This is a genomic window from Mesorhizobium sp. M1006, from assembly GCF_040318825.1.
Taxonomy (GTDB): domain Bacteria; phylum Pseudomonadota; class Alphaproteobacteria; order Rhizobiales; family Rhizobiaceae; genus Mesorhizobium.
Window position 1 is genome coordinate 1 of record NZ_JAMYMZ010000031.1, and the last position, 25,779, is coordinate 25,779.

The following is a 25,779-nucleotide window of genomic DNA, read 5'->3' on the forward strand; positions in this document are numbered from 1 at the left end:
TTTTGCTCAGCGCCAATCCGGCATGAAGCGCTGTGGCGAGCGTAACCGGGTCGCCCTGGCCGAAGACGTGCATGTAGAGTGTCATCGGCTCCGCGCGCAGCAAGTGGTTGTGTACCGCAGTGATCTCGATCCCGCTTTCTTCAAGCTTCTCCATGACCGGGCTCACCTCGTCCTGCGTCAGAACGATGTCGCCCATAACCATTGCCTGATCTCCCATGGGTTCGAACGCAATCCAGCCTCCAAGCGCAAATCCGGGTTTCAGGGCCACGCCGTCGAGCGAAACCTTCAGGTCCGTTCGCGGCAGCCCGACCCGGTAGACGCCATCAGGCGTCTCGGTTCCGGATTTGCCGAGCGCCTTAGCGATTGTTTGCCAATCGGGTGCCGCCGATGCCGGTTGGAGCAGCGCCGACATCGCGATCAGCATTGCTCCGGTCACGAGTTTTGCATGCATGGGATTTCTCCTTGTGATCTGCCCCCATTGCCCAATTCGTCATGCGGCCGCCGGCTTGATGGCGGGTGGCCAGCTATGCGTTTCCGCCTTGCGGCCCGAAGCCCACGCGTAGAGCGCGTCATAGATGACGAAGCCGTGCTTCAGCACCTCGTGGTCGTCGGGCGTCAGGTCCCGCAGACCCATGGAGATCGCCAGCAACCCTGCCGACTGTGGCGTGAGATCGTGCCGGTCCGTGTCGGCGCCGCGTACGATCGCGGCAATGGTTACGATCGCCGGGTCGCGCTCGAGCCCATTTTTGGAAACGAAGGTGTCGAAACTGCAGCCGTCGCCGACATGGGTGAATTCGACGCCGGGCACGTCGTAAGGCGTCGCACCCGTTTCCTGGGCGACGCGGATCACCTGATCGGGCGGCACGAAGAGGAACTCAGGTTCCTTGTCGATGAAGCGCGCAATCAGCCAGGGGCAGGCAATGCGGTCGATGACCGGACGTTCGCGGGTAACCCATTTCATGGCGCAATCCTTTCGTTGACTATCAGAGGGACAGTGCGCGCGCCGATCGCATGCCAGGCGGCAATGCCGCCCGAAAGCGCACTTGCGTCGACGCCGCGACGGCGCAGTTCGGCGACGGCGTCGCCGCTGACCTGGAAGCCGTAGAGGCAATAGACGATGACTGGCCTGTCCTTCGGCAGTTCATCCGCCCAATCGACGATCTTCTCGGGCGCGCGGAGCTTGGCCCCCGGCAGCATGTCGCCGCGCTTTGCCAGATCCTCGGCAAGGCAGACGTCCAGCACCACGAGATCTTCTCCTTGATCGAGGCGCGCCCGCAGTTCCTCCGGCGCAATCGCTGGAACCGCGTCGTCCGATGCCGATCCTGTTGAAGGATCTCGCTGCGCGACGGCCCGGCGGTGGCGGGCAGCGACCCGTTCCCAATGGATGTTCTTCATGAAGGCATCAACATAGGCGCCGGCCTTGGTGCCGAAATCCATGTGGTAGGCATGCTCGTACATGTCGAGCGCAAGGATCGGCATGCCGCCGGCAAGACAGTTGGTGTGGTCCGCCGCCCATTGGATCATCAGTCGGTCGCGCCGCTCCGACCAGGTCAGCAGGGTCCATCCCGAGCCTCCGGCCTGTGCCTTGGCACAGGCCATGAACTTGGCGCGCCAGGAGGCTACGCTGCCGAAGTCGCGCTCCAGTGCCGCAGCGAGATCGCCTCCGGCATCGCCGGAGCCACCGAGTCCGTCGAAATAGATTTCGTGCAGGATCGCTGAATTGGCGGCGACCAGTTCCTCGCGTTTCAGACCGTTGATGTCGAAAACTGGCGCCGCGCCCCAGTCGAGCCCGTCGAGCCGCTGTTCGATGGCGTTGAGGCGACGAACGGCACCGCCATAGTTGTTTTCGTAGTGGCTTGCCAACAGCCGCTCGGAAAGGCCGACAAGGCGAGGCGGCTTGAACGGCAACGGCATGATCTGGTGTGGCATCGGTTTCCCCCACTCTGCGGCACGGCCATCCGTGAGGAGGCGAACGCTATGCCCGAATGTAAAATGATACAAGTGTTGCATTTGGCTTTGTTCGTGATACGGTTCACTTATGAGTGAGGGGCAATTGCAGGAGCAGCGCTGGCTGCTCCTGATCCATCAGCTGCCAAGCAAACCCGCCTACTTCCGGGTGAAGATCTGGCGACGCTTGCAAGGCATCGGCGCGGTCGCAGTCAAAAGCACCGTTTACGCCCTGCCGGCCAATGCCGAGATGCAGGAGGATTTCGAATGGCTCCTCAAGGAGATCGTCGCTGGCGGCGGCGAGGCGATGATGTGCGAGGCGCGCCTCGTAGATGGTTTGTCCGACACCCAGGTCCGCGCGCTCTTCGACGCAGCCCGTGACGCCGACTATGCGGAGATCGTCAAAGAAGCGCGCGATCTGGCCGCAGCGATCAAATCCGACGCGCCATCGGAAAGACAGGCGGAAGCGCGTTCGCAGCTCGGCCGTTTGCGCAAGCGGCTCGCCGACGTCGTGACAATCGACTTTTTCGGCGCCAGCGGTCGCCTCAGCGCCGAGGGACTGATCGCCGAGCTCGAGGCACAGCTTCTAGAGGACGACGCCATGACAAAGGAACCGAAGAAGGCGGCCGAGCCGGGTGAGCTCAAGGGCCGGACCTGGGTCACGCGCCGGGACGTGCATGTCGATCGTATCGCCTGCAGCTGGCTGATCCGTCGCTTCATCGATGCCGATGCAACAATCCGCTTCGTCGCTGGCAAGGGATACGTGCCAAAGGAGGGCGAATTGCGCTTCGACATGTTCGAGGGCGAAATCACCCATGAAGGCGACCGCTGCAGCTTCGAGGTGCTGCTGGGTCGCGCCGGCATTACGGATACGGCTTTGCAGGCCATCGCCGAGGTCGTCCACGATATTGATCTCAAGGACGCCAAGTTCAATCGCGAGGAAACTACCGGCATCGCCAGCCTGATCGCCGGCATCACCATGGCAAACGCGGGGGACGAGCAACGGATCGCCGAGGGCGCTTCGGTGTTCGACAACCTCTACCGATATTTCCGCTCGAAGCGCGGCTGATCCGAGGAACTAATCATGGCCAATGCAGAGAGCACCGTGACAGCACCGAACCGACCAGACGACACGCCCGGCCATGGCATTTCGTTCGCTGAGGCCACGCGGGTGTGGGCGCGTGTGGCCGCGCTCAGCTTCGGCGGCCCGGCGGGTCAGATCGCCATGATGCACCGCATCATCGTCGAGGAAAAACGCTGGATCGGCGAGACCAGGTTCCTGCATGCGCTCAATTACTGCACGCTGCTGCCCGGGCCGGAGGCACAACAGCTTGCCATCTACATCGGCTGGCTCATGCACAAGACCAGAGGCGGCCTAGTCGCCGGTATCCTGTTCGTGCTGCCTGGTGCGATCGCCATCATGGCGTTGAGCTGGATCTATGCAATCTTGGGCAATGTCGGAGCAGTTCAGGCCCTCTTCTTTGGCTTGAAGGCGGCGGTCCTTGCCATCGTGCTCGAAGCGGTGTTGCGGATCGGCAGACGGGCGCTCAAGAACAATGCCATGATCGGGCTTGCGGCGGCGGCCTTCACCGCTCTGTTCTTCTTCCACGCGCCATTCCCGCTGGTCATCCTGGCTGCGGGTGTGATCGGTTACGTCGGGGGACGGGCAGGGTGGGCTGCATTCCAGTCGGGCAACGGACATGGCAAGGTCGGCGGCAAGCAGGTTGCCGACGTTGATACGGCGCTTGGCGAAGGGGTGCCTGCGCATACCCGGCCATCCGTCAGTTGGTCGCTGAAGATCGCAGCGGTGTGTCTGCTGCTGTGGCTCGTGCCGGTCCTGGCACTTCTGGTGTTTCTTGGGCAAGGCAATGTCTTCACCGACATCGCGATCTTCTTCTCGAAAATGGCGATGGTCACTTTCGGCGGCGCCTATGCAGTGCTCGCCTATGTCGCTCAGCAAGGCGTCGAGCACTACGGCTGGCTCAAGCCGGGAGAAATGCTGGACGGCCTCGGCATGGCCGAGACCACGCCCGGTCCGCTGATCATGGTCACCCAGTTCGTCGGTTTCATGGGCGCGTACCGGGCGCCAGGAATGCTCAGCCCGCTGGTCGCCGGAACACTCGGCGGTCTGCTGACGACGTGGGTAACCTTCGTCCCGTGCTTCCTGTGGATATTCCTCGGCGCGCCGTTCATGGAGACGATGCGCAGCAACAAGGCCCTGTCGGCAGCGCTGTCTGCGATCACGGCGGCGGTGGTCGGTGTGATCCTGAACCTGGCAGTATGGTTCGCGCTTCATGTGCTGTTCCGCGAACTGCGTGAGGTCAGCTGGCTGGGCACGACGGTGGATGTGCCGGTATTCAGCTCCGTCAACCTGCCGTCGCTGGTGCTGACAGTCGGTGCGCTGCTGGCCGTGTTTCGTTTCAAGATCGGCATGATCCCCGTGCTCGCGACATGCTCCGTCCTGGGCGTGCTTTATGGCGTTGCCACGGGATCGATTTAAGCAGTGCCATAGGCGCAACCACTTTGCGGCAGGAGGCATACCTGGCAGCCCAGACGCCGACGAATGCTTCGCGCGAACCTTTAGCCCAACAGAGGTTTTCGCTGCTGCCTGCCGGTGCCAGGCCGGCAGCCGCCCTTCTGTTGACGTCCAGGGGATTGAGGGCATTCGGCGACGGACTCGTCAGTCTTCTGCTTCCCGCCTATTTGGCCACACTTGGTTTCAGCCCTTTCAGGATCGGGGTTCTCGCCACAGCGACGCTCGCTGGTTCAGCAGCACTCACTTTGACCGTCGGGTTTGTCGCACACCATTTCTCTCGCCGCTCCCCGCTGATCGCAGCTGCCGTCCTGATGGTCGTCACGGGGAGCGCCTTCGCGTTGGTTCAGGATTTCTGGCCGCTGCTCCTTGTCGCATTCGTGGGAACGTTGAACCCATCCTCGGGCGACGTCAGTGTGTTTCTGCCGCTGGAGCATGCGCAACTTGCCCATAGTGTCACTGACCGCGACCGCACCGCGCTCTTTGCACGCTACAGCCTTGTCGGCTCACTTGTAGGGGCGGTCGGTGCTCTTGCGGCCGGAGCCCCCGACCTACTCCGCCAGATTGTCGGCCTGGACATCAAGCAAGCTCTCCAGATCGCCTTCCTGCTTTATGCCTTTCTGGGACTCGGAGCGTTGCTCCTGTATCGGCGGCTGCCGGACGAGTCTGTCGGGGCGAGCGCAGCGCCAGCAGAGCCATTGCGCAAGTCTCGAACCATCGTCCTCACCCTTGCTGCGCTTTTCAGCCTTGACGCTTTTGCCGGCGGCTTCGTAGTCCAGTCGTTGTTGGCTCTGTGGCTGTACCAACGCTTTGGCCTATCGCTCGCCGCGACGGGCGCAATCTTCTTCTTGACGGGTATTCTTTCGGCTGGGTCGTATCTGGTGGCCGTGCAAATCTCTAAACGGATCGGGCTGGTGAACACGATGGTATTCACACACCTGCCATCCAGTCTTTGCCTTTTGCTCATCCCCTTTATGCCGAGCCTCGGTCCCGTTATCGTGCTTCTGCTGATCAGGAGCGCTTTGTCGCAGATGGACGTACCGACCCGCACCTCCTACGTCATGGCCGTGGTATCGCCTGGTGAGCGGGCCGCAGCCGCGAGTGTCACCGCCGTCCCGCGCAGCCTCGCGGCTGCCGTCAGCCCGATGCTTGCCGGCTCGCTGCTCGCAATGTCCGGTTTCGGTTGGCCGCTGCTGATCGCCGGCGCCTTGAAGATTGTCTACGATATGCTTCTGCTTGCGATGTTTCGCAAGGTTCGCCCGCCAGAGGAACGACGAGATGGGCCGTAGCAACCCGCAGAATGCCGAGACAGCATGAGCCGCGCGCCCCTGTTATTCTGCAGGTGCGCGTTCTGCCGACGAGTAGTGCATCAATTCAAAAGCCCGCCACGGTAGCGACCACGGGCGGGCTTTCAATGGGAGCGGCTACATTCCTGAGAAATCGACCGCTATGGCCATAATGCATGACCAGTGGAACGGTTCCAGACGATTTTTAACCATTGGGCATGCGGTCAAATCGGGACAACTGCCTTTTTTCGCACAAGGTTATCGATCTCTTTCGAAAACGCATAGTCAGGCACATGAAATTGCCCATGCGCATCTTGAGGACTATTCGCGCAACTTGTGACGTGCTGACGTGCGGTTATATCGGGGGCGCCTTCGATACGGCTCCTCTTGACGCTGGGGCAATCGGCAGGGCCTGTAGCTGCCCTTGGCGCGGTCCGGCGAAGCGCCGTAAATCTTGATCAGCTGCACATTCGGCATCGGCACCAAAGCGTCCGCTTGACCAGCGTGCCAATGGCTCCATCTTATTCGTACCGGTGCTCGCTCTTCAGCGCGAGGTGTAACAGATATGTCGAGAGTTCTCTTCGCTTTTGCGCTCGCAGGCGTCTGCATGATATCGACACCGGTGTATGCCGACAATGTCGATCTGGGGCTAGAAACTTTTCACCAAACCTGTCTTGCCCATGGCCCCGATTTCGAGCGAACCGCCGCTGTGGCGAAAGCGCGTGGATGGACACCGCTATCCGGTGACGCAGCGCTTGCTCCAGTCGATGACGAGGATGCCTTTCAGGGGTGGGCTGTGACTGGCAATGATCTACCTGCCGGAACCATAATCGCGGTGACCAAAGGCACCTTGAACGGCAAGGCCGTGCAGACCTGTTCCATCAGACTGTTCGACGTCGACCGCGCAATATTTGAGCAACGCTTCTTCGCCCGGACGGACGCCGAAAAGATCGGCGAGGACCGGGCCGGGACTCATCTCTCCAAACTCTACATATTGATTGCAGGCAATCGAAAACAGCTCGTCCATTTAACATCGCCGGTCGGCACGGAGCGAGCCAATTCGATCATTGCGAGCTCGATAGCCGACGACTAATCAGGCTCCGATGCCTTTTCCCGCCATCCTCTGGAACAGCTCGTCGGCCTGTGCCGGTGAAAGGTTCATGTCGGTGGCGACCCACCAGGCGAGGACCGCAAGAAATGCGCCGGCGATGAACTGAATGGCGAATTCGGCAGGCATGCCGCGATCGCCGATCCGTTTCTCGACGAATTCTTCCCGGACGGCTCGCCGGATACGCTCACGCAATTCGTCGTGGATCGTATCGCCGCTGCTTGCAAGCAATGCGTGGTGAAGCGGTCGGAATGCATGAGCGTGCTCGAACATGGGCAGGCTGAACTCGAACAGGCGGCTATCTGTTTCTTGACTTGCCGCCTCGCGCCTGCGGCCTATCGACCGCAGATGCGCCTCGATGGTTGCGCTGCGCAGAGCATCCTTGTCGGCATAGTGGGTATAGAAGGTCGACCTGCCAACATTGGCCCGCTGGCAAATGTCATCGACCGTGATGGCGGCATATCCCTGCTCCGGGATCAGGGCGATGAGCGCGTCCTGCAGCAGGCCGCGCGTCCGCGCGACGCGTCGATCGATCGTGTTCCGCTCGCCCGCGCGTTCTATTTTCATGGCCATGGCCTTCTGCAGTGCCCGGTTTCGGACATTCGGCGGTCCGGTGTCCGACAACAGCATTTCCAGACATTGTGTCCATTATGATACGCCAAGTCCAGGAGCTCAAATTGGGTTGGGCACGCCGCAATGAAGCAGAAGGTCGCCGGACATGCACTCATCTGATCATCACGCCGGCAATGGACCGCATTCGCGCAAGAGGGTGATAGCCTTGGCCCTGCTTGCCAAGCTGTCGCTGGTCGCCGGCTTTCTCGTCCTCGCCAAATTGGGCATGGGCTATGTTCAGGCCGGCGCCTGGACGGCGGCATTCCACGGCCTCGTCCTTGCGGTGATCGCGGGATTGGCGCTGTGGGGCAGCCTGCGTCACAGGGGGCTGGTCGGCAACGCTGCGCAGAGCGCGAGCGACAGAGGCATCGGCATCGTCCTGCACAGGGCGGCGGCCTATGACTTGCTTGCGCGCGTTCTGACCTTTGGCCGCGAGGGCCGGTTTCGCGAGCTCATGCTTCGCCCGGCAAAGCTCCAGCCCGGCGAAGCGATGCTCGATGTGGCCTGTGGAACGGGAACCCTTGCCATTGCCGCGAAGCGGCTGGTCGGTTCGGACGGAAGCGTCACCGGCGTCGATGCGTCGGCCGAAATGATCGAGCGGGCGCGCGCCAAGGCCGAACGGTCCGGTCTCGATCTGACTTTCGTCAACGGGACGGCGCAGCAGCTTCCCTTCAAGGACGCGCAATTCGACATCGTCGTCGGCACGCTGATGCTGCATCACCTGTCGAAGCCCGTTCGATCGGCCTTCATCCGCGAGGCGGCACGCGTCTTGAAGCCACCAGGCCGGCTGTTGCTCATCGATTTCGGCAGGCCCGTGCGCAAGTCCAGATTGCCCAGTCTCCACAAGCATGGTCACGTCGATATGCATTCGGTCGCCTCGATATTGACTGAGAGCGGTTTCCAGGTCAGCGATATCGGCGCCGTCGGAACCAAGAACCTGAATTACATTTGCGCAACGGTGAAAAAGGACCAGCCAGGCCAGGCGTCGTGATCATGCTCAGACGCTAGTTGCATGACGACCTGTTCTTGTATGTCCCATTTCGGCCCGCTTGCAATGGCAGGTGTCCCACCTGATCTGGAATCGACGAGCGAAATGTGAGCGAAAAATGCAGCTGATGGGCATAGTATCAGGCGCGTCGCTGTTGCTCGCTTCCGCCGCGGCGGCGAACGCCCATCCGCATGTGTTTGCCGAAGCGAAGCTGGACCTGACCGTTGGTCCAGACCACACGGTCAAATCGCTTCGGCATCTCTGGCGTTTCGACGACCTCTTTTCCAGCACCGTGCTGATGGAATTCGACAAGAATTCCGACCTTGTCCTTGATGCAAAGGAACTCGATGAAGTCGCTCTCACCATCCATGCGTCGCTGGCCGAGTACAACTATTTTCAGATGGTGACCTTGAACGGCAAGGACGTGACTATGGCGCCACCGCCGAATTTCAGCGTCAGCTATGAAAAAGATCAACTCGTCGTCCAGTTCGAAACGCAGCCGAAGGACCCTTTGGCCCTAGCTGGAAAAGTCAGCATCGGCGTATACGATCCGACCTTCTACACGGCGATCGATTTTACCGACGACGACAAGATTGCTGTGGCTGGCCTGCCTGAAGGCTGCTCACGCGCGGTCGTGCGTCCAGATCCGGACACGGCCATCGCGCAGAACCAGAAGAGCCTGACAGACGCGTTCTTTAGTGACCCGACGGGGACCGATCTCGGCAAGATTTTCGCGACTCGCCTCGAACTGACCTGCGGCTGAAGCGGAGCCGGTTCGATGGCCATGTTCCAGGTGCTGGTCGAGTTCCAGCGCACGATCTACCTGGCGCTTGCCGAGCAGATCAAACTGCTTTCGGCCGGCGGCGATTGGCTGGCCTTCACGGCCTTTCTGCCCATGGGCATTCTGTTCGGTGCGGCGCACGCGCTGACGCCGGGCCATAGCAAAGCCGTGCTGGCGACTTATCTTGCCGGATCGGATGCCAGTGTCCGGCGTGGGCTTCTGGTATCGCTGACACTTTCCTTCACGCATGTGACGATCGCGGTACTGATCGCGGCGCTCTCGTTGCCGTTGGTATCGATTGCCCTGGGCAGTGTCGGCCGTGCCCCACTACTGGAAGACATCAGTCGGGGCCTGCTCGGGCTGATTGGCATCTGGATGCTCTGGCGCGCATTGAGCCACGGCCATCACCACAAGCATGAGGGCGAGGCGGTTGGGGTGATGGCTGGCTTGATCCCCTGTCCGCTGACGCTTTTTGTGATGACCTTTGCGATATCCCGGGGCGTTCCGGTGGCCGGCATTCTTTTCGCAATCACCATGATGGCCGGCGTGGCGCTGACGCTGTCTTGCGTTGCGGTGCTGTCGATCCTGTTTCGGGAGCGCCTGGTGCATTTTTTCGATAGCCGGCCACGCCTGTTCGATGCCATTTCGCGGACGATCGAAGGCGCTGCCGGAATTGTTCTAGCCGGCGTAGCCGTTTGGCAAATCACGTCTCCTTAACGCCGTTTTGGAAAAAGGGACCATGCGACTAGAACCCAATCTCCAAGAAACTCCGGACCCAACTCTGCATTTGGGCGAAACAGAGTTGGGCGCATGACCGACGAGCCGCCTGCGACGACCTACGTTGTGAGCGTGTCGAGGCACCGCACTGGCGCCAAGTGTTGACGACCAAGGACAAGGCCAAAGCGCTGGCGACAGCAAAAGAGATGGGCGACAAGGTGAGGGTCGCGACGAATGCGCCGCAAGTCTAGCGAGGATAAAGGCGGTGGTCGCACTCAAACCGCGCTGCTATCACGGCAAGGCAAAGAATCTTCAGGCGTTCGCCATCGCAGAGCGTGTGGCTTAGTGAGGTGTGCCCTTGCGTCCTTCAATTGCCGAACGGATTGCAATCCGCGAGCAACATACTGGATTCGCCTTCAGCCGACGATACCGGTTGCGTATTGCCGTGAGGGTTGTGAGCTCCTGGGGAGATCATGAGTGACCGACCGTCAAAAGATCGCTTGGATGATAGCGCTAGCCATACTTGCGGGCATTGCGGTGATTTTGCTCGATCACTGGATCAAGGGCGATCTATCCATGGCGCTGCCATTGACTTCGGTCGACAAGACCAACTCGTCTTCTGTCTGATCTCGTCCGCCGGTCGATGTCGGCCGGCTTTTGTTCGGTCGAGTTCGCAGCGCGAATTTGGGTTTGCTAGCCTTGATTGAGCAGGCCCCGGCGCTGCGGTAGCAGCTCCGGTTTGACGATCTTGGCCTAATGCGGTTGCGCATAGCGCCAAACACGCTTCAGAGATGGCCCCAGTGAGATTAAGCAGAGGATATCATGCCGGCGGACGATGGTAGTCTACGCGACATTCTTGGAATTCTATTGGTTCTCGTACTCGTTGGCGCAAATGGCTTCTTTGTCGCTGCCGAATTTGCGTTGGTGGCGGTCAGGCGGAGCCGAGTCGACGAACTTGCTACCGCTGGGCGCTTGAACGCCGGGCTGCTTCAAAGAGCCTTGGCGAGTCTCGATGCCAATCTTGCCGCGACCCAGCTGGGTATCACCATTTCGTCGCTGGCGCTTGGCTGGGTTGGCGAACCTGCACTCGCCCATCTGATCGAGCCACTGCTGGTTGGAGCGATGGGGTCTCTTGCCACCGCCGGATCCCATACAGTCGCCGTCGCAATTGCTTTTATTATCATCACTGCTCTCCACATCGTTCTGGGCGAGTTGGCGCCGAAAAGCCTGGCGCTTCAGCGTAGCGAGGGCACGGCACTCTGGGTGGTGCGGCCGCTAGGCCTGTTCCTGTTCCTGCTCAGGCCGGCGATCCTCGCTTTGAACGGTCTTGGCAATCTGGTGTTGCGTCTCTGCGGGCTACGGCCAGGGACGGGCGAGGAGTCCCTGCATTCGCCTGAAGAGCTGAAGCTGCTTGTCGCGGCGAGCCAGGAGGCAGGGCTGCTTCACCAGACCCAGCAGGAGCTCGTCGAGCGCGTCTTCAACATTGGCGATCGGCGCATCGCCGATATCATGACGCCGCGGCGCGATATCGACTGGATCGACACTGAGGACAGTCCAGACGAGATTCTGCGTACCATCCGTGAATGTCGCCATGAGCAGCTTCTGGTCGGCCGTGGCGGGATCGATGAACCAATCGGCATGATCCTGAAGAAGGATCTCCTCGACCAAGTGCTCGACGGGAAAACGCTCGATCCAATGGCGGTCATCCGCGACCCCGTGATCGTTCATGAAGGAACGCCGATATTCCGCGTTCTCGATCGGTTCAAGAGGGCACCGGTGCGCCTGGCGATCGTCATCGACGAATATGGCGCTCTGGAGGGGATCGTCACCCAGACCGATCTGCTCGAAGCCATCGCAGGCGACCTTCCGGATCTGGACGGTGAGGACCCCGACGTCGTCGAGCGTGAAGACGGCTCCCTGCTGATCGACGGTATGATGCTGGCGCACGATGCTTTCACTCTCCTCGGCTTTCGATCACGGGCGGCAGAGGGTGATTTTCACACGATCGCCGGGTTCGCCCTGTCCCGGCTTGGGCATCTTCCGGAAGCTGGTGAGCACTTCGACTACGAGGGCTGGCGCTTCGAGATTCTCGATATGGACGGAAGGCGGATTGACAAGCTGCTCGCTCGCCGTGAGCCGCCTACATTCCACGGGAAGTCGCCCGGATAGTGGTCTTCGACGCCCATGACGAGAGGCGTATATGCGAGCAAAATTGAGACAGAGTAGTTGAACTGAACTCGTCAAAGCAGACGCGTTCAACTGCTTAATTCAGAATCTGGCTGAGAAACAGCTTGCTGCGTTCATGAAGCGGGCTTGTGAAGAACTCGACCGGAGTGTTCGTCTCGACAATCTCGCCCTGGTCCATGAACACAACGCGGTCCGCAACCTGGCGGGCGAATCCCATCTCGTGGGTGACGCACAGCATTGTCATGCCATCATCGGCCAACGACGCCATTGTATCTAGCACCTCCTTGACCATTTCGGGATCAAGTGCCGATGTCGGTTCGTCGAACAGCATAATTTTCGGGTTCATGCAGAGTGAGCGAGCAATGGCTACGCGCTGCTGCTGGCCGCCAGAGAGCTGACCCGGATATTTGTGCGCCTGATCCAGAATCCCTACGCGCTCGAGATAGTGGATGGCTGTCTCTTCAGCCTCCTTGCGCCGCAGTCTACGCACCCAGATTGGCGCCAGTGTCAAATTTTCCAACACGGTCAGATGCGGAAAGAGGTTGAAATGCTGGAACACCATGCCGATGTCGCGGCGGATTTCATCGATCTTCTTCAGATCGTTCGTTAGCTCAGTGCCATCTACGACGATATGACCTTTCTGATGCTCCTCCAACCGGTTGACGCAACGGATCATCGTCGACTTGCCAGAGCCAGACGGTCCACAGATCACCAGCTTTTCGCCGCGACGAACGGTGAGATTGATGTTCTTCAAGACATGGAAGGTCCCGTACCACTTGTTGACGCCAATCATCTCGACGGCAGCTGTCTCGGCAGTAGAAGATCCAGGTTCAGCATGTCGCGTGCGAGGAGTGGAAGACAACATGTTCTTGTTCCTAGTGCGATGTCGGACCGCGCCGTTCGAGGAAGTCGGCGAAACGGGCGAAGGAGAAGGAGAGCGCAAAGAAGATCGCGCCGATGAATAGGAAGGTCTCGGCCGCCGGCGATGGCCATTCGGGATCCGCAAGCGCTGCCTTGCCGGAACTGATCAAGTCGAATAGGCCCACGACTAGGACAAGACTGGTGTTCTTGATCATGACGATGATTGTGTTGGCTAGTGCAGGGATGGCCACGCGGATGGCCTGTGGCAGGACAACGAGGTACTGGGTGCGCCAGAAGGGAAGGCCGAGCGCGGCGGCGGCCTCGTATTGCCCATTGGGGATAGCCTGAAGCCCGCCGCGGATGACCTCGGCCAGATAGGCCGCCGCAAAAATGGTCAGAGCAACCAGCGCGCGCACGAATTTGTCGGGCAGCAGCGATTCCGGCAGGAAGAGCGGCATCATGATCGATGCCACGAACAGGATGGACAAGAGGGGAAGGCCGCGCACTGATTCAATCAGTACCACCGCGCCGATCCGCACCGCAGTCATGGAAGAGCGTCGGGCCAGCGCAAGCAGAATGCCGACCGGAAAGGCGACACCGATGGCAACGACGGTCAGTATCAACGTTACAGGAAGTCCGCCCCACAAGGACGTGGGGACTTCGACCAGGCCAAGGCCACCACCCATCAACCAGACGATCAACGCGAACGCTGCCAACCAGAGCGCGAGTAATCGGGGTCTCCAGCTAGCCGGGCGAACAGACCAGCCCAGCAGCGCCAGGATGAGTATGCACACAATGGCGGGACGCCAGCGGTCATCAATCGGATAGATGCCGAACAGGAGCTGGCCGGACTTGGCGTATACGAAACTCCAGCAGGCTCCAGCCGCCGCACGACAGGCGTTTGGGTCGGGTTCGAACAGCACTGCGTCTATGACGAGCCAGTGCAGCACTGGCGGGACGGTGACCATCAGCAGAGTGCCAAACACCAGCGTCAATGCGGCGTTGAGAGGCGTACCGAATAGGAGCCCGGCAGTACGCTGCAGGACTGGGAAGCGAACACGTCGCTCCAGGGGCTCGACGGGTAACGGGAGAGAAACGGCCTTCATGATTATCGCTCCACGATGGCGATGCGGCGGTTGTACCAGTTGGCTACGCCCGACATGGTGAGATTGAGGGCGAGATAGACGCCGAGAATGATGAAGACGCCTTCAATGGAGTGGCTGGACTTGCTGATGGTTGTATTCATGACTGCAAGGAAATCCGGGTAGCCAACCGCAATTGCCAAGGTCGAGTTCTTGACGACGTTGATGTACTGGCTGTTGAGCGGTGGCACGATTGCCCGCAGCATCTGGGGGATGACGATCAGGCGCAATATCTTGCCGCGCGGAAGGCCAAGCGAATGGCCAGCGTCCCACTGGCCGCGGCCGATCGACAGGACACCGCCACGCACGATTTCTGCTACGAAACCCGTTGTGTAGAGGGTCAATCCGATGAGGATCGTGCTGAGCTCCGGGGTCAGTTCTTTGCCGCCTTCAAAGTTCGAGCCGGTGAAGACCGGCCAGTCGATGGTGAACCGCGCGTCAGCGAGCCAAACTCCTGCGGCGCTAACTGCCAGCACACTGGGCGCGACAGCCTTCGGCGACCAACCTTTGCGTACTGCGATCCAGCCTGCGATAGCGAGCGCGATGGCGCACAAGACCATGAGGAGACCGGTCATGCCTACGTCGATGCCAACGGCTGGGACCACGAAACCGCGCATGGAAGCATAGACGCCAGGCAGCGGGTTGAGCGCCTCGCCGACTGGCGGCAACATTTTCCACCATAGCGAATACAGGAAGATCAGAAGGACGATAGGGGGCGAATTGCGCGCCAGTTCCACCCACACGCGACATGTGCCCGCAGCCAGTGGGTTGCTGCTCAGCCGCGTGATGCCCACGATCAGTCCGAGAATGGACGAGAAGACGATGACCAGCGTGGAAATGAAGACTGTGTTGGTCAGCCCGACTACAATGGCCCAGTAGTACGGATCCCGCGACTTGTATGGGAGGATTGCCTCGGAGATGACGATCCTGGACGGCATGGACAAGAAGTCAAAGCCTATCGGGATACCGCGCGCCTCAAGGTTGGCGAAGGTGGTGCTGACGAGTAGCGCGGCGAACGCCAGGAAAGCAGTCGCCAAGGCGGCCTGAATGATGATTGATCTGATTTTGGCGTCACTCAACATGCTGACCTCGGATCCACATCGCTATCGGAAGCGAGGAGAGCGCTAGGCGCTCCCCTCGACGCGCCTCAATCCCACGGGAAAGGGTAGTTCAGGCCGCCATCTTTCCACAGGGCGTTCAAGCCGCGTTCGACCTTGAGCGGGCTATCCTTGCCAAGATTGCGATCCCAAATCTGGGCGTAATTGCCGGTCTGCTTGATGACGTTGTAGACCCAATTGTCATCCAGCCCGAGGGGCTTGCCGAAGCCGGCTTCCTTGCCCAGCACTCGCTGGACCTCCGAATTGCCCCCAGCGAGCTTTTCGTCGATATTTTCCGACGTGATGTTGTTGGCCTCTGCCCAGAACAGGGCGTTTATCGTCCAGCGAACGATGTCGAAGAGCTGTTCATCGCCGCGCGCGATGGCCACGCCATTGGGCTCGGCAGCCTTTCCGACTTTGATGATGTCGTAATCGTTAGGATTCTTTGCGACCGAGGCACGCTGCCCTGCTGCCGCGGTTCCATCGGTGACGTAGGAATCGCAGCGGCCGCCGAAGAAGGCATCGCGGGCCTGGAGGGTCGAGTCGTAGTAGACCTTCTTCATCGAGATCCCGAACTCCTCCTCGGTTTCCTCGATCGCCTTCTCGGTCAAGCTGCCGCCGCCTTGAAGGCAGACTGTCTTTCCGTCGAGCAGCTTCGGCTCGGTGATTTTGTCCGCTTTGCGGACGAGGATGCCATCCGTGTCATAGAGGTTGATCCAGACGAAACGGACCACGGCATCGCGCGTGTAGGTGATCGTGGACGTGCGCGACAGAATATCGATTTCTCCAGTTTGCAGCGCAGGAAGTCGCTGAGCAGCATTGAGCGGCACGTATCGGATCTTATCCTTGTCCCCAAGAATGGCGACCGCGAATGTACGACAGATGTCGGAATCGAAGCCGCGATAATACCCCTTTTCGTCGGGGCGAGAGAGACCGGGCACTCCCTGGCTCGCGCCGCAACTGACGTAGCCGCGTGCCTTTATCTTTTCGACGACGCTTTGCGCGGCCGCGTCTCCCGCGCTTGACGCCAGGCCGACCAGCCCGATCGCTAAGGCGGCAAGCCATTTATGCCCTTCGCATTTCATATCCATTCCCCTTTCGTTGAAGTTGTTGTCATTCTGCAGCCTTGGCGTCGCCAACTGTGGTTCGTCGCGTTTCGGCAAAGTGCTCGAAGGCCTGTGACAGATCGGCCAGAAGGTCGCCGACGGCCTCCAGGCCGATAGAGAGCCGCCAAACTGGGCCAGGCTTCAGCCAGTCGAGGCCACTGCGGCCCTTTCGAGGATCACTGACGGAGATCAGCGAATGCACCCCGCCCCAGCTTGCACCTAGCCTGAACAGTCGCATGCGACGCAGAGCCTCGGATTGGTGGGGCGCTAGTTCCGGCTCCAACACAAACGAGAAGACACCTGCCGATCCGGCGAAGTCACGCTTCCAGGTCGAGTGGCCGGGATGGTCGGGCTCACTCGGATGCAGGATCTGCGCAACCTCGGGACGCTCCGACAGCCACGATATGATGTTCTGGGCGGTGCTGTCGGCTTGGCGCATGCGCACCGGCATGGTCATCAAGCCACGCTCGCACAATGCGCAATCCTCCGGCGAAACGCCGTAACCGAGAAAACGCGCGGTATCCTTTAACCGCCGGAACAAGGTCTCGTCGTTCATCGCCACCGAGCCCATCAGCAGGTCGCCGTGGCCGCCAGCATGTTTAGAAAGTGCCTGCATCGAGATGTCGACACCATGCTTGAGTGGTTTGAACAGCAAGTGTGAGGCCCAGGTGTTGTCGACCGCGACAAGCGCGCCAGCCTCGTGGGCCGCAGCCGTGATTGCCGGCACGTCCTGTACCTCGAAGGTCGCGGAACCCGGCGATTCCACCCAGACCAGCTGCGTCCTGCCATCGATTAACGCTGAAAGTCTTCCATCGAGCTTGGGGTCGTAGGTCACCGTATCGATGCCAAGGGGAGCGAGAAGGCGGGCGGCCATTTCGCGTGCCGGCCCATAGAACGTCTCCGGGATCAGAACCCGATCGCCACCATGGCAGACGGCCATGGTCGTCAGCGTTATGGCCGCCATTCCGGAAGGGACGACGAGCGCCCGAGATCCACCTTCCAGTGCAGCGATATGGTCTTCCAACTGGCGGCTGGTCGGAGTCCCGTAAAGTCCGTAACTGAAGCCATCGTACAGTCGCTCGACGCGGCGCTCGAAGGAGTCCAAATCGTCGAAGACGACCGTGGAGGCGCGTTCAACTGGCATCGCCAACGACTTGAATGGCTCCTCCGAGCGCCTGGGAGGATGGATATGTGAAGTGTCGTCGTGTCGGGTCATGGGCGGACTTTAACTGGCTCGCCCATTGCCATCTATGACCGTGGCGATAAAGGTAATCCACTTTTGATATGGAATGCCAATGAACCCGCGCGACATCGATGTGTTCAACGCAATCATGATCACGGGTGGCGCCGGCGCAGCGGCGACGCTGCTGGATACTTCGCAGCCCGCGATAAGTCGCTCTCTGACGAAGCTGGAATCGGAGCTCGGATTCAATCTGTTCGACCGTATCCGCGGCAGGCTGGTGCCGACGCGGGAAGGAGAACTTTTCCACACCGAGGTAAAGGCCAATCTGGTGGGGCTGGATCGGCTCAGGCTGCGCGCGGCCCAGATCAAGGAAGTTGGGACGGGGACGATACGCGTTGCCAGCCTCTCGGCACTCGGCCACGGTCTGGTGCCACGTGCCATCGTGGCTTTCTCGAACAAACATCCACAGGTTCGCATCAGCTATCAGGTGCGCACGTCCAACGTCGTGCGCGACCTGGTGGCATCTGGCAGTTTCGACATCGGTCTCGCTGCCGACGAGATCGATACGACAGGCGTGCTGCATAGCATCTTCACCACCCCGCGAGCTGTCTGCGTGATGCCGAAGAACCACCGGTTGGCTCGCAAGCCCGTTGTCACGCCTGCGGACCTTGATGATGAGGCGTTCCTGGCACTGTCGCCGGAAGACACGGTGCGGCTCGCCATGAACAGGATCTTTGCCGAACACCGCGTAAGGCCGCGCATCTTGATCGAAACACCTTACGGTCTGACCATCGCCATCCTTGCCGCCAAAGGCATGGGTATCGGTCTGGTCAATCCTTCGGTCATTGCCGACCGCATGATCGACGGCATCGTCGCCAAGCCATTCGAGCCAGCCGTCCATTTCCGAGCACTGATTTTGCGCCCGCCAGACGGCATCAACTCGACACTGACAACCGATTTCATCGCCGAGCTCTATGCAGCGCGCAATGTGCTATCGAGCGAGGACTAGATGTTTAGTCTCGGCACCTGGTGGAGCCCGTCGAGGGTGAAACGCTCAGGCTGTTCGTGCCAAGCCTTGCAGATGAACTCGTAGGGCGTGAGGCCTTTGAAGGTCTTGAGTTTGCCGCCAAAGTCGACCAGATGCCGACGCAGGTGTTCGTGCCTTTCGTTGTGGAAGCGCTTGACCGCCTCGTCTTTGATGGTGCGGTTCATGCCTCGACCTGGCATGATGTGGGCGATGCCAAGGACATCGGCCTTGTCGGTCTGTTGCGCTGCGCCGACATCGCGGCGCGCACATGTTGCGTCTCCAGGCAGATGGCCGGCAGGCCTACATCAAGTCCGAAAGCTGCTACTGAACGCGGCTTTTGCTGACCCACGGCGCAATCTGAAGGCCAAGTTCCTCGACCTCGAAAATGCCATCCGCCACTCGCTGAAGTCGTTCGGCATCCGCTTGGGCAAGGTTCGGCCGCGGTGCGTTCGAACAGTCGGTGCCCGCGGCTGAGGCGGATGATCCGCTATCGACCGAGCTGATGGACGCCATGCTGTCGGCACGCGCGGCGCTGTGGAAACAGTATTGCCGGCTGCACGATCTCGTCGTGAAAATGGTGGCGCGAAGCGAACCATGCCGGCGCTTCATGGCGATCCCAGGTGTCGGCCCGGTGACGGCGCTTTCATTCATCACGGCGATCGACGATCCAACGCCCTTTCGCCGCTCGTGCGACGTCGCGGCCTACACAGGCTGACCTCGCGGCCTTGGCAGTCCGGCACTTCGACGACGTCCAGGGCCGCATCTCGAAGGCTGGCGACGCGGACGCGTGGCGGCTCGGCTCTTTCGATGTCGCCGACATCATCCGAGGCCGTGGCGGCAACGATGCGTTGAACGGCGCTGGCACGATGTTACATAAGTCGCGCAAAGAACAACCGATTAAGGACAAGAGGAGTGATGCAGCACGAAGAAGCGAAATCGTGACCCAGCGCAGCTCGATCTACTCGACTGGGCAGCGAGCGCCCGATCGCCAAGATCATCAGCGCCCGCATCGCGAAACGGATGTGGAGGGAACGCCACATGCAGTAACCGAACAAGCCGCCGCACATCATGCCGATGCGGAGACGGGCATTAGCGTGGCGGCCTTACTGATGCGGCATGAGCCGGTCCATGGGCGCGTTTACTTCGGCCAACCTAGCCAGCGCTTCCTCGACTTTTTGAGCCGAGATGTCAGTGCGGTTGATGTGCCGGATCATTTGCCGCGTCAGTCGCGCGAGCCTGGCGGCGCGATATACATCGCCGTATCTCGCAGTTTCAAGGTGGAGGGTCGCGAGCCTCATGGGCGACAATTCCAATTGTCTAGCGGTAGAATTCGCGAATCCGCCTTTCGTTCCGCTGTCCGATCCTACGCTCGCAAAGAGCTGGCCGGAGGGCCGTGACGAATGAGGGGCCGGACCTCACATATTGCTGCGCAGTCTGAGGCACTAGCCGTGACGACATGAGGCCGCGGCGGATCGGAAGGCTTTCACGGCCAGGATGGTTCAACCTGTGCGAACTCCGTCAGCGCTGGTGGGATCGATGTTCGTCAACCGCGATCTGGCCTCCACCACGCCCCGTTGCGCAGCTCGTATCCTGCTGCACAGCGCGATATTGATGCCGACGCCGCAGTTTTCATCCAGCATTTCATTCGCACGTTTAAGGGAAAGCTCCGCTCGGTTGAGCCGCTGTCGGGCTCTCGCCAGTTCCATATCCAAAAATTCCATTATCCCGCATCCATTGCAGCCCCTTCGATTGGTAAACCGCTTGTGGCCGCCGTTGGTTCCGGCTGGCGCGAGCGTCCAACCCTAGCGTCGATATGGAATCTCCGGGCTTGGTTCAATCGGCGGAGCTGGCATGCAAACTTGCCCGAAGCATTCGTTCAACCCTCACTAGGCCACACAACTCCTCCGCCACCCGCACGGCGGGCGCTTGGAGGAGCGACGGAACCGTAGTGATGTTCAAAATGGATTGCGGTGCTATTGGCGCGAGGACGTGAAGGACGCCCACAATCTGCACGATCCCCAATTTTATGGGCCGAAGCTCAATGAACTGTCCGCTCACCATCGCGGCAAATGGTTGTTCGGAATGGGTTGGTGGCCTAATCCGATGACCTTTGTTGCCACCAAAATCAAGCGACAACCAGCCATGATGTAACCCTCGTTTCGTTATTTCGGGAACTCAAAGGTTCCTCGCTTTTTGTCGGAGATGCGAGGGGCGGTTGGATGACTGCCTTGATCGCCCCGTTCCCTGCCAAAAGAGGCTCTGAAACAGGGTGCGCCCTCGATCCGTGCTGATGCGGCCCGATGAAGTACGGGAGATCAAATCGGCAGCAGACTACGGTGGCCGCGATGACAGGACCATTCGCCGCTGGGCAAAGCGCTATGGGATCGGGCCAGAGTGGACCGGGCGCATCCGTCCAAATCAGCCTTCCAGCCTTGGAAATGGTGTTGCACGGCGAATGGGAGGCGCTGGAGAGGCTGCGCCGGCGACAGGTCAAATCCGGACGTGATCCGACTATTCGATCAGATTGGTTTGGCGCCGCAAATTATCGCAGCTTAGGAGCTGCGGCCTCGTATTCAAAGAGCGGCGATGATTTTGGATCGCGGCGGCTTTCGTCGTTCGCCCATATCCGCCATTTGGTGAATCCAACAGCATTGTTGCCGACCCCGGTTATTTGCCCACTTTCGCCGCCGATCTTACGCCACTCAAGTGCAAGCCGCCCCGACGAATCCACCGGAGAAGTTGCGAAGCTCATCGCCCAGCCCGATTGCGCCAAACGGAGCCAGCCAGCACGGCGGGACCTGGTGTTTCCGGGGAAAACAGATGGGTCGAATATCGGCTCGACCACCCAGTCGTTTCCGAAGCTGAGGCAGGCTTGATCACCCCAAGGTCTCGGCAGTAGAGGGTGAGGTTCCTCCGCGGACTTCAGCACTCCAACTAGCGGCTCGGCATTCTGTTGGCCGGTAGCGACGACGAAGCCAAATTCTTGGGTCTCATTGCCGAATGCGATCAGCTCCCCGACTGTCAGTTCGGCCATCTTGCGCAACGTTGCATCAAACGAGAATAGCATGTGTGTTCCTCAGGCCGGTGACGAGGATAGTGGCCTCACATGTCCATCTGTGTCCAATCACTCAAAGTGATGTGCACATGATCTTTTAGCTCCAGCCGAAACGGGCCCTGAGAGCTGGGAGTGACGATTATCGTTACTCACGGATCCGTCGCGAGGTTACAGCGTCGGCAAATTGCATCATTGGTCTCGCCTTTCCATGAGGGAGCCACCGATGGCAGTATTGAGAGACATCGACTGGTCAGCGCATTAACTGGCCATCGGAACTTTTGTCGTCGAGTTCGAGCAGATCGCGACGAGGTTGCGATTCTGCTATAATTGCGTTTTGCAGGCACAAGGTCTGAAGGTCTGGGACCTTGGAGCGAATCTCCTGTCCATCGCAACGATCTCTCCGGAAAGCCTGGCAATCGCGTACGGCTCGGCAATGAAGATTCTGAGCAACGACACCGAGCTAGGAACTCTGACCGACGACATCTACAAACGCACTAAAGTTCTAGCCGAACGCCGCAATAAAATCGTCCATGGCGAATGGTGGATTGGGCCCGAAATGGTCATTGTTGGGCGCAGACGAACTACCTGCTCACTTCGGCATCAAACGGAAGTCGACCAGGGCAGGGCAGCGCGTTACGGACCTGCCTACGATCGAAGAACTTTCGCAGCACGTGACAGAAGCTCGAGACTAGTTGGTATGATCGATCGCACCTATTATTTGCTTATCGTTCTGAAACCTCCAGCGTGGACCAACGCAGCAGCTAAGTAGTAACGCAGCAAACTTGGTCTCGTCCTCCTGAGCCCTTGCCGCCGCAGGCGGGATTATGGTGCAGCCGCTCGAGCGGCGACCGGATGTGAGGTTGATACGTGCAAACGCGCGGATCAGGAACGGGCTCAGACCTCAGGTTCATGTGGCGGTAGGGATCGCGCTGCTTGTGCCGAATGCATGGCAGAAGGGCCGACAACCAGCGTCGTTCTCGTGAGACTGATGCTGAATCCTCCCTATACGGCCTCTCTACTGGCTGGTCTGGCGCCGGTCGGGCCTCTGCCTGCAACGGCTTCGCCGACCTTCTTCCCCGCGGCTTTGCCGCATTCCTCGCGGGACAACAAGCTCGGCTGTCGCCGTCCTCCGCTGGCACTGCGGTCCACAGGATGCAGTCGGCCCGATCGTCGCCTCACGACCGCTATCGAGGCCGCACAGGGCAGCTTCGGCAACCAGTCAGGAGAACGACAATGGCTACCATCGGCAACTTCCAGCAATCGGATAACAACGAGTTCAGCGGCGAGATCGTCACCCTCTCCCTCCAGGCCAAGAAGGTCCGTATCGTCCCCGATACACGCGCCAGCGGCGAAAACGCTCCCAGCCACCGGGTCTTCGTCGGCCGCATCGAAATCGGGGCCGCCTGGTCCAAGCAGTCCAACGAGGGTCGCAGCTACCTGGGTCTCAAGCTCGACGACCCGAGCTTCACCGCTCCGATCTACGCCAACCTCGTCGAGGGCGAGGACGGCCAGGGCTACAGCCTCATCTGGTCACGTCCGAACCGCCGCAACGGCGACTGAGCACCCTTGCCAGGACGCCTCGCACCCAGCGGGGCGTCCTCCAGAAACGACCACTCAGCAGCTCAGAGCCACAGCTTGACGAGCGGCCCCTCATGTGAGCCCGCGATGGGCGCGGCCCGAGAAAAACAGAAGGAACCACCACAATGGCTACGATCGGCACTTTCTCCCGCACCGCGAACGGCTTCTCCGGCTCGGTCAAGACCCTCAACCTCAACATCAAGACGGTAACGTTCTCTCCGGCCGATGGCGAAAATGAAAAGGGTCCCGACTTCCGCATCTTCGCCGGCGCCACCGAGTTCGGCGCGGCATGGAAGAAGACCTCGCGGGAGGGACGCGACTACCACTCCGTCAAGCTCGACGATCCCAGCTTCCCCGCTCCGATCTATGCGAGCCTGGTCGAGACCGACACCGAGGGCGAATTCTCGCTCATCTGGTCCCGCCGCACCGCAGAGTGATCCGACTTAACACGAAGCCCCGCCGCAAGGCGGGGCTTCGCCATGGTCAGGTCTTCCCACAGCTTGGCACGTCCGCCAGCTGCAGCGCACTAGGCTTGGCTGGTGGCTTGCGCGCCTTCTTCACCGGTGACTTGATGACTGCCGCGGTCGTCGTCGCTGCTGCCGCACGAGCAGCCCGTTTTGGTTTTTCCGCTGCGGCAGGAGGGGGCGCAGCCGCCTTGCGCCCGAGCCCTATTGATTTCGCCAGGGCCGAGCGGATGGCCGCGTAGTTCGGCGCTACCATCGGATAGTCGGAAGGCAGGTTCCATTTTTGACGGTATTCGTCAGGGCTCAGATTGTAATGCGTTCCGATATGCCGCTTCAAGGATTTGAACTTTTTCCCGTCTTCCAGGCAGATGATGAAATCAGGTGACACTGACTTCTTGATCGACACCGCCGGCTCCGGTTTGGCTGCGGCAGGAAGCACAGGTGTGCCGATCCCTTGCAAAGCGACATAGGTATCCCCGATCAGCTTCGACAACTCGCCGAGCGGCAACGGATTGTTCGAACGTAGGCGGAAACGATGTCGGCGGTGATTGATACGAGATCAGCCTGGTCGCTTGGGTCTGGAGAAACGGTCATCGAATTTCCTCTTGTCCAAAGGGCGCTTTGAAAACGGATGGTCTGTCTATTCGCTAATCAGGCAAATAATCGTTACTCCGCCAACAAACCTCATTCCGTGTAAATATCAAGCAGGCAAGTTTCGCGGAATCGTTCGGTCCGGCGGCAGACAAGTTGCCGATCGCGTCGGGGGAAGCCGGAAGGCTTTCCCGCTCGCTTCTCCGCTCGCCAAGCGTGCAGCCCAACGCGAGCCAGCGCCATGAACCATGGCTCCTGCGTCGCAGGGTTGAGCCGTGAACATGCGCCCAACAGTGATCGTCGCGGCACGCTGTGGCGCGGTCCTCGTCGTCGGGCCGGCCGCGCGGAAGATGATCGGGCAAGGCGTGCGTTTTCTGCAGAGCCTTTTCGGTTACTGCCACGCGCACCGGACGGCTGTCAGTCGCCCGAGTTAAGCGGTTTCGCACCGCTGAATTCACGAACCTTTTCGGTTCCAGGATCGCCGGATTATGCCTGATTGGCCGGACCCAAAAGCAATCGCGTTTGCCGGATATGCCCGATCTTGGGTGTCATGATCGCCCATGGCTGAGGGCGCCAAGAGCGGACGCTAGGAATGAGGATTTTCCCGCCGTTCGGATGTCGCACCGAATTCTGAAATGGCAAACGAGATGACGCTGCGCAGGCGCGGCGTCATGCGGCGGTCGCGATGATAGACAAGTGACATCGATCGTTCACGTAGATGCCAGTCTGGAAAGAGTTGAACGAGCAGGCCTGCCTGGATATCCGAACTCAGTAGAATGGACGGCTGCATGATCACTCCCAGGCCAGCGCGTGCAGTCATGCGGACGGCCTGACCGCTATTGACGGTGATCGGCATTCGCGGACTAACTTCGACCGTATCGTCACCTTTCGCCAGCTTCCATGGCGACCGCGCTGCCGGGGTAAAGCCGATGGCATCGTGGTTGGCTAGATCACTAGGATGGTCTGGATTGCCCCTCCGTGCAAGGTAATCCGGCGCGGCACAGATCATCATCCGGTAAGGGGCAAGACGGCGCGCAATCAAGCGGCTATCCGGCAACTCGCCGATACGGAAAGCAATATCGAACCCTTCGTCGACGATATCGACGTTGCGATCGGTCAAGGTGACATCCAGCGTGACGTCCGGGGCAAGCTCGCGGTAGCGCTGCAATTTCGGCATCAAGACCTCTGCGCCAAAAGTCGTCGGCGCCGTAACCTTCAGCTTGCCGCGAGGCTCTGCTTGCAATGCCTCGGCATCTTGATCCGCGATGGCAACGCGCTCCAGAATATCTCGGCACTGTTCGACGTAGCTCGCGCCGAAATCTGTCAAGCTCTGACGGCGCGTGGTCCTGTTCAGAAGACGCGTTCCGAGCCGCTCCTCCAGCGCCGCCACGTGCTGCCCGACCATTGCTGGCGACATCCCGAGCTTGCCGGAGGCGGCGCTCATCGAGCCCTCTTGCACCGTCGTCACGAACACCTGCATGGAACGAAATAGGGCCATTTGATAGTGTCGCTTTTA

25 protein-coding genes and 2 pseudogenes are annotated in these 25,779 nt (G+C 60.1%); 13 read left to right on the plus strand and 14 right to left on the minus strand.

Annotated elements, in window-relative coordinates; translation table 11 throughout:
- From NKH60_RS24060 to NKH60_RS24070, 3 genes are all read right to left on the minus strand, one after another.
- Positions 1 to 424, minus strand: a 424-nt coding sequence (locus NKH60_RS24060) for a DUF1259 domain-containing protein (RefSeq protein ID WP_352873527.1), incomplete at its 3' end; no start/stop codon positions are given.
- A gap of 66 nt (positions 425 to 490) precedes the next feature.
- Positions 491 to 961, minus strand: a complete 471-nt coding sequence (locus NKH60_RS24065) for a chromate resistance protein ChrB domain-containing protein (protein ID WP_352773338.1) — start codon at positions 959 to 961, stop codon at positions 491 to 493.
- Positions 958 to 1,929 carry a Fe-Mn family superoxide dismutase gene (locus NKH60_RS24070; protein ID WP_352873529.1) on the minus strand — a complete coding sequence of 324 codons (972 nt, stop codon included), beginning with the start codon at positions 1,927 to 1,929 and terminating at the stop codon, positions 958 to 960. The genes NKH60_RS24065 and NKH60_RS24070 overlap by 4 nt, the downstream gene beginning before the upstream one ends.
- 109 nt (positions 1,930 to 2,038) lie before the next feature.
- Here NKH60_RS24070 and NKH60_RS24075 point away from each other — a divergent pair, with 109 nt between their 5' ends.
- The 4 genes from NKH60_RS24075 (at position 2,039) to NKH60_RS24090 (ending at position 6,859) form a co-directional block, all read left to right on the plus strand.
- Positions 2,039 to 3,016 carry a chromate resistance protein ChrB domain-containing protein gene (locus tag NKH60_RS24075; protein WP_352873531.1) on the plus strand — a complete coding sequence of 326 codons (978 nt, stop codon included), beginning with the start codon at positions 2,039 to 2,041 and terminating at the stop codon, positions 3,014 to 3,016.
- Between the two features lie 15 nt (positions 3,017 to 3,031).
- The gene (gene chrA / locus NKH60_RS24080; protein WP_352873533.1) at positions 3,032 to 4,447 is read left to right on the plus strand and encodes a chromate efflux transporter; all 1,416 of its coding nucleotides are present in this window, start codon (positions 3,032 to 3,034) and stop codon (positions 4,445 to 4,447) included.
- Positions 4,448 to 4,548: 101 nt separating this feature from the next.
- Positions 4,549 to 5,769 (plus strand): MFS transporter, encoded by a 1,221-nt coding sequence (locus NKH60_RS24085; protein WP_352873588.1) that lies wholly within the window; start codon positions 4,549 to 4,551, stop codon positions 5,767 to 5,769.
- A gap of 604 nt (positions 5,770 to 6,373) precedes the next feature.
- Positions 6,374 to 6,859, plus strand: coding sequence for a hypothetical protein (locus NKH60_RS24090; RefSeq protein WP_352873535.1), 486 nt, complete (start codon positions 6,374 to 6,376; stop codon positions 6,857 to 6,859).
- On the opposite strand, the gene NKH60_RS24095 is transcribed toward NKH60_RS24090, so the two are convergent.
- The gene (locus NKH60_RS24095; protein WP_352873537.1) at positions 6,860 to 7,441 is read right to left on the minus strand and encodes a TetR/AcrR family transcriptional regulator; all 582 of its coding nucleotides are present in this window, start codon (positions 7,439 to 7,441) and stop codon (positions 6,860 to 6,862) included.
- A 151-nt stretch (positions 7,442 to 7,592) separates the two neighbouring features.
- On the opposite strand from NKH60_RS24095, the gene NKH60_RS24100 reads away from it, so the two are divergent.
- From NKH60_RS24100 to NKH60_RS24120, 5 genes are all read left to right on the plus strand, one after another.
- Positions 7,593 to 8,477, plus strand: a complete 885-nt coding sequence (locus NKH60_RS24100) for a class I SAM-dependent methyltransferase (protein WP_352873539.1) — start codon at positions 7,593 to 7,595, stop codon at positions 8,475 to 8,477.
- Between the two features lie 115 nt (positions 8,478 to 8,592).
- A complete protein-coding gene (locus tag NKH60_RS24105) occupies positions 8,593 to 9,237 on the plus strand; it encodes a DUF1007 family protein (RefSeq protein WP_502907766.1) in 645 nt (214 codons plus the stop codon).
- Positions 9,238 to 9,258: 21 nt separating this feature from the next.
- Entirely contained in the window at positions 9,259 to 9,972 is a 714-nt protein-coding gene (locus tag NKH60_RS24110; protein ID WP_352873591.1) for a HoxN/HupN/NixA family nickel/cobalt transporter, read from the plus strand.
- 477 nt (positions 9,973 to 10,449) lie between these two features.
- The gene (locus NKH60_RS24115; RefSeq protein ID WP_352454963.1) at positions 10,450 to 10,599 is read left to right on the plus strand and encodes a hypothetical protein; all 150 of its coding nucleotides are present in this window, start codon (positions 10,450 to 10,452) and stop codon (positions 10,597 to 10,599) included.
- A gap of 195 nt (positions 10,600 to 10,794) precedes the next feature.
- Positions 10,795 to 12,141, plus strand: coding sequence for a hemolysin family protein (locus NKH60_RS24120; protein WP_352873541.1), 1,347 nt, complete (start codon positions 10,795 to 10,797; stop codon positions 12,139 to 12,141).
- Positions 12,142 to 12,235: 94 nt separating this feature from the next.
- Here NKH60_RS24120 and NKH60_RS24125 read toward each other — a convergent pair whose 3' ends face one another.
- The 5 genes from NKH60_RS24125 to NKH60_RS24145 all read right to left on the minus strand — a co-directional run bounded on the left by NKH60_RS24125 (position 12,236) and on the right by NKH60_RS24145 (position 17,581).
- Complete coding sequence (locus NKH60_RS24125) at positions 12,236 to 13,024, minus strand: amino acid ABC transporter ATP-binding protein (protein WP_502900677.1); 789 nt, start codon at positions 13,022 to 13,024, stop codon at positions 12,236 to 12,238.
- 10 nt (positions 13,025 to 13,034) lie between these two features.
- On the minus strand, positions 13,035 to 14,126 hold the full coding sequence (locus tag NKH60_RS24130) for an amino acid ABC transporter permease (RefSeq protein ID WP_352617695.1): 1,092 nt from the start codon (positions 14,124 to 14,126) through the stop codon (positions 13,035 to 13,037).
- 2 nt (positions 14,127 to 14,128) lie between these two features.
- Positions 14,129 to 15,244: an amino acid ABC transporter permease gene (locus tag NKH60_RS24135; RefSeq protein WP_352873543.1), complete on the minus strand. Its 1,116-nt coding sequence runs from the start codon at positions 15,242 to 15,244 to the stop codon at positions 14,129 to 14,131.
- Between the two features lie 65 nt (positions 15,245 to 15,309).
- The gene (locus NKH60_RS24140) at positions 15,310 to 16,398 is read right to left on the minus strand and encodes a transporter substrate-binding domain-containing protein (protein WP_352561897.1); all 1,089 of its coding nucleotides are present in this window, start codon (positions 16,396 to 16,398) and stop codon (positions 15,310 to 15,312) included.
- Positions 16,373 to 17,581: a trans-sulfuration enzyme family protein gene (locus tag NKH60_RS24145; RefSeq protein ID WP_352873546.1), complete on the minus strand. Its 1,209-nt coding sequence runs from the start codon at positions 17,579 to 17,581 to the stop codon at positions 16,373 to 16,375. Before NKH60_RS24145 ends, NKH60_RS24140 begins: the two co-directional genes overlap by 26 nt.
- A 79-nt stretch (positions 17,582 to 17,660) precedes the next feature.
- Here NKH60_RS24145 and NKH60_RS24150 point away from each other — a divergent pair, with 79 nt between their 5' ends.
- Entirely contained in the window at positions 17,661 to 18,557 is an 897-nt protein-coding gene (locus NKH60_RS24150) for a LysR family transcriptional regulator (protein WP_352873548.1), read from the plus strand.
- A 66-nt stretch (positions 18,558 to 18,623) separates the two neighbouring features.
- On the opposite strand, the pseudogene NKH60_RS35175 reads toward NKH60_RS24150, so the two are convergent.
- Positions 18,624 to 18,760: pseudogene (locus NKH60_RS35175) on the minus strand (IS481 family transposase); the annotation flags it as partial.
- A 107-nt stretch (positions 18,761 to 18,867) separates the two neighbouring features.
- On the opposite strand from NKH60_RS35175, the pseudogene NKH60_RS24165 reads away from it, so the two are divergent.
- Positions 18,868 to 19,453: pseudogene (locus tag NKH60_RS24165) on the plus strand (transposase); the annotation flags it as partial.
- Between the two features lie 621 nt (positions 19,454 to 20,074).
- Here the strand turns inward: NKH60_RS24165 and NKH60_RS24170 are convergent.
- Entirely contained in the window at positions 20,075 to 20,296 is a 222-nt protein-coding gene (locus NKH60_RS24170) for a hypothetical protein (RefSeq protein WP_352873550.1), read from the minus strand.
- Between the two features lie 821 nt (positions 20,297 to 21,117).
- Positions 21,118 to 21,642, minus strand: coding sequence for a hypothetical protein (locus tag NKH60_RS24175; protein WP_352873552.1), 525 nt, complete (start codon positions 21,640 to 21,642; stop codon positions 21,118 to 21,120).
- Between the two features lie 1,221 nt (positions 21,643 to 22,863).
- On the opposite strand from NKH60_RS24175, the gene NKH60_RS24180 reads away from it, so the two are divergent.
- Together NKH60_RS24180 and NKH60_RS24185 are read left to right on the plus strand one after the other, a co-directional pair.
- Positions 22,864 to 23,190, plus strand: a complete 327-nt coding sequence (locus NKH60_RS24180) for a DUF736 domain-containing protein (RefSeq protein WP_352576627.1) — start codon at positions 22,864 to 22,866, stop codon at positions 23,188 to 23,190.
- Between the two features lie 143 nt (positions 23,191 to 23,333).
- Positions 23,334 to 23,645, plus strand: a complete 312-nt coding sequence (locus tag NKH60_RS24185) for a DUF736 domain-containing protein (RefSeq protein WP_352873554.1) — start codon at positions 23,334 to 23,336, stop codon at positions 23,643 to 23,645.
- Positions 23,646 to 23,691: 46 nt separating this feature from the next.
- Here NKH60_RS24185 and NKH60_RS24190 read toward each other — a convergent pair whose 3' ends face one another.
- Together NKH60_RS24190 and NKH60_RS24195 are read right to left on the minus strand one after the other, a co-directional pair.
- Positions 23,692 to 24,165 (minus strand): Ros/MucR family transcriptional regulator, encoded by a 474-nt coding sequence (locus NKH60_RS24190; RefSeq protein ID WP_502907767.1) that lies wholly within the window; start codon positions 24,163 to 24,165, stop codon positions 23,692 to 23,694.
- A gap of 684 nt (positions 24,166 to 24,849) precedes the next feature.
- Complete coding sequence (locus tag NKH60_RS24195) at positions 24,850 to 25,761, minus strand: LysR family transcriptional regulator (RefSeq protein WP_352873556.1); 912 nt, start codon at positions 25,759 to 25,761, stop codon at positions 24,850 to 24,852.
- Positions 25,762 to 25,779: the final 18 nt, after the last annotated feature.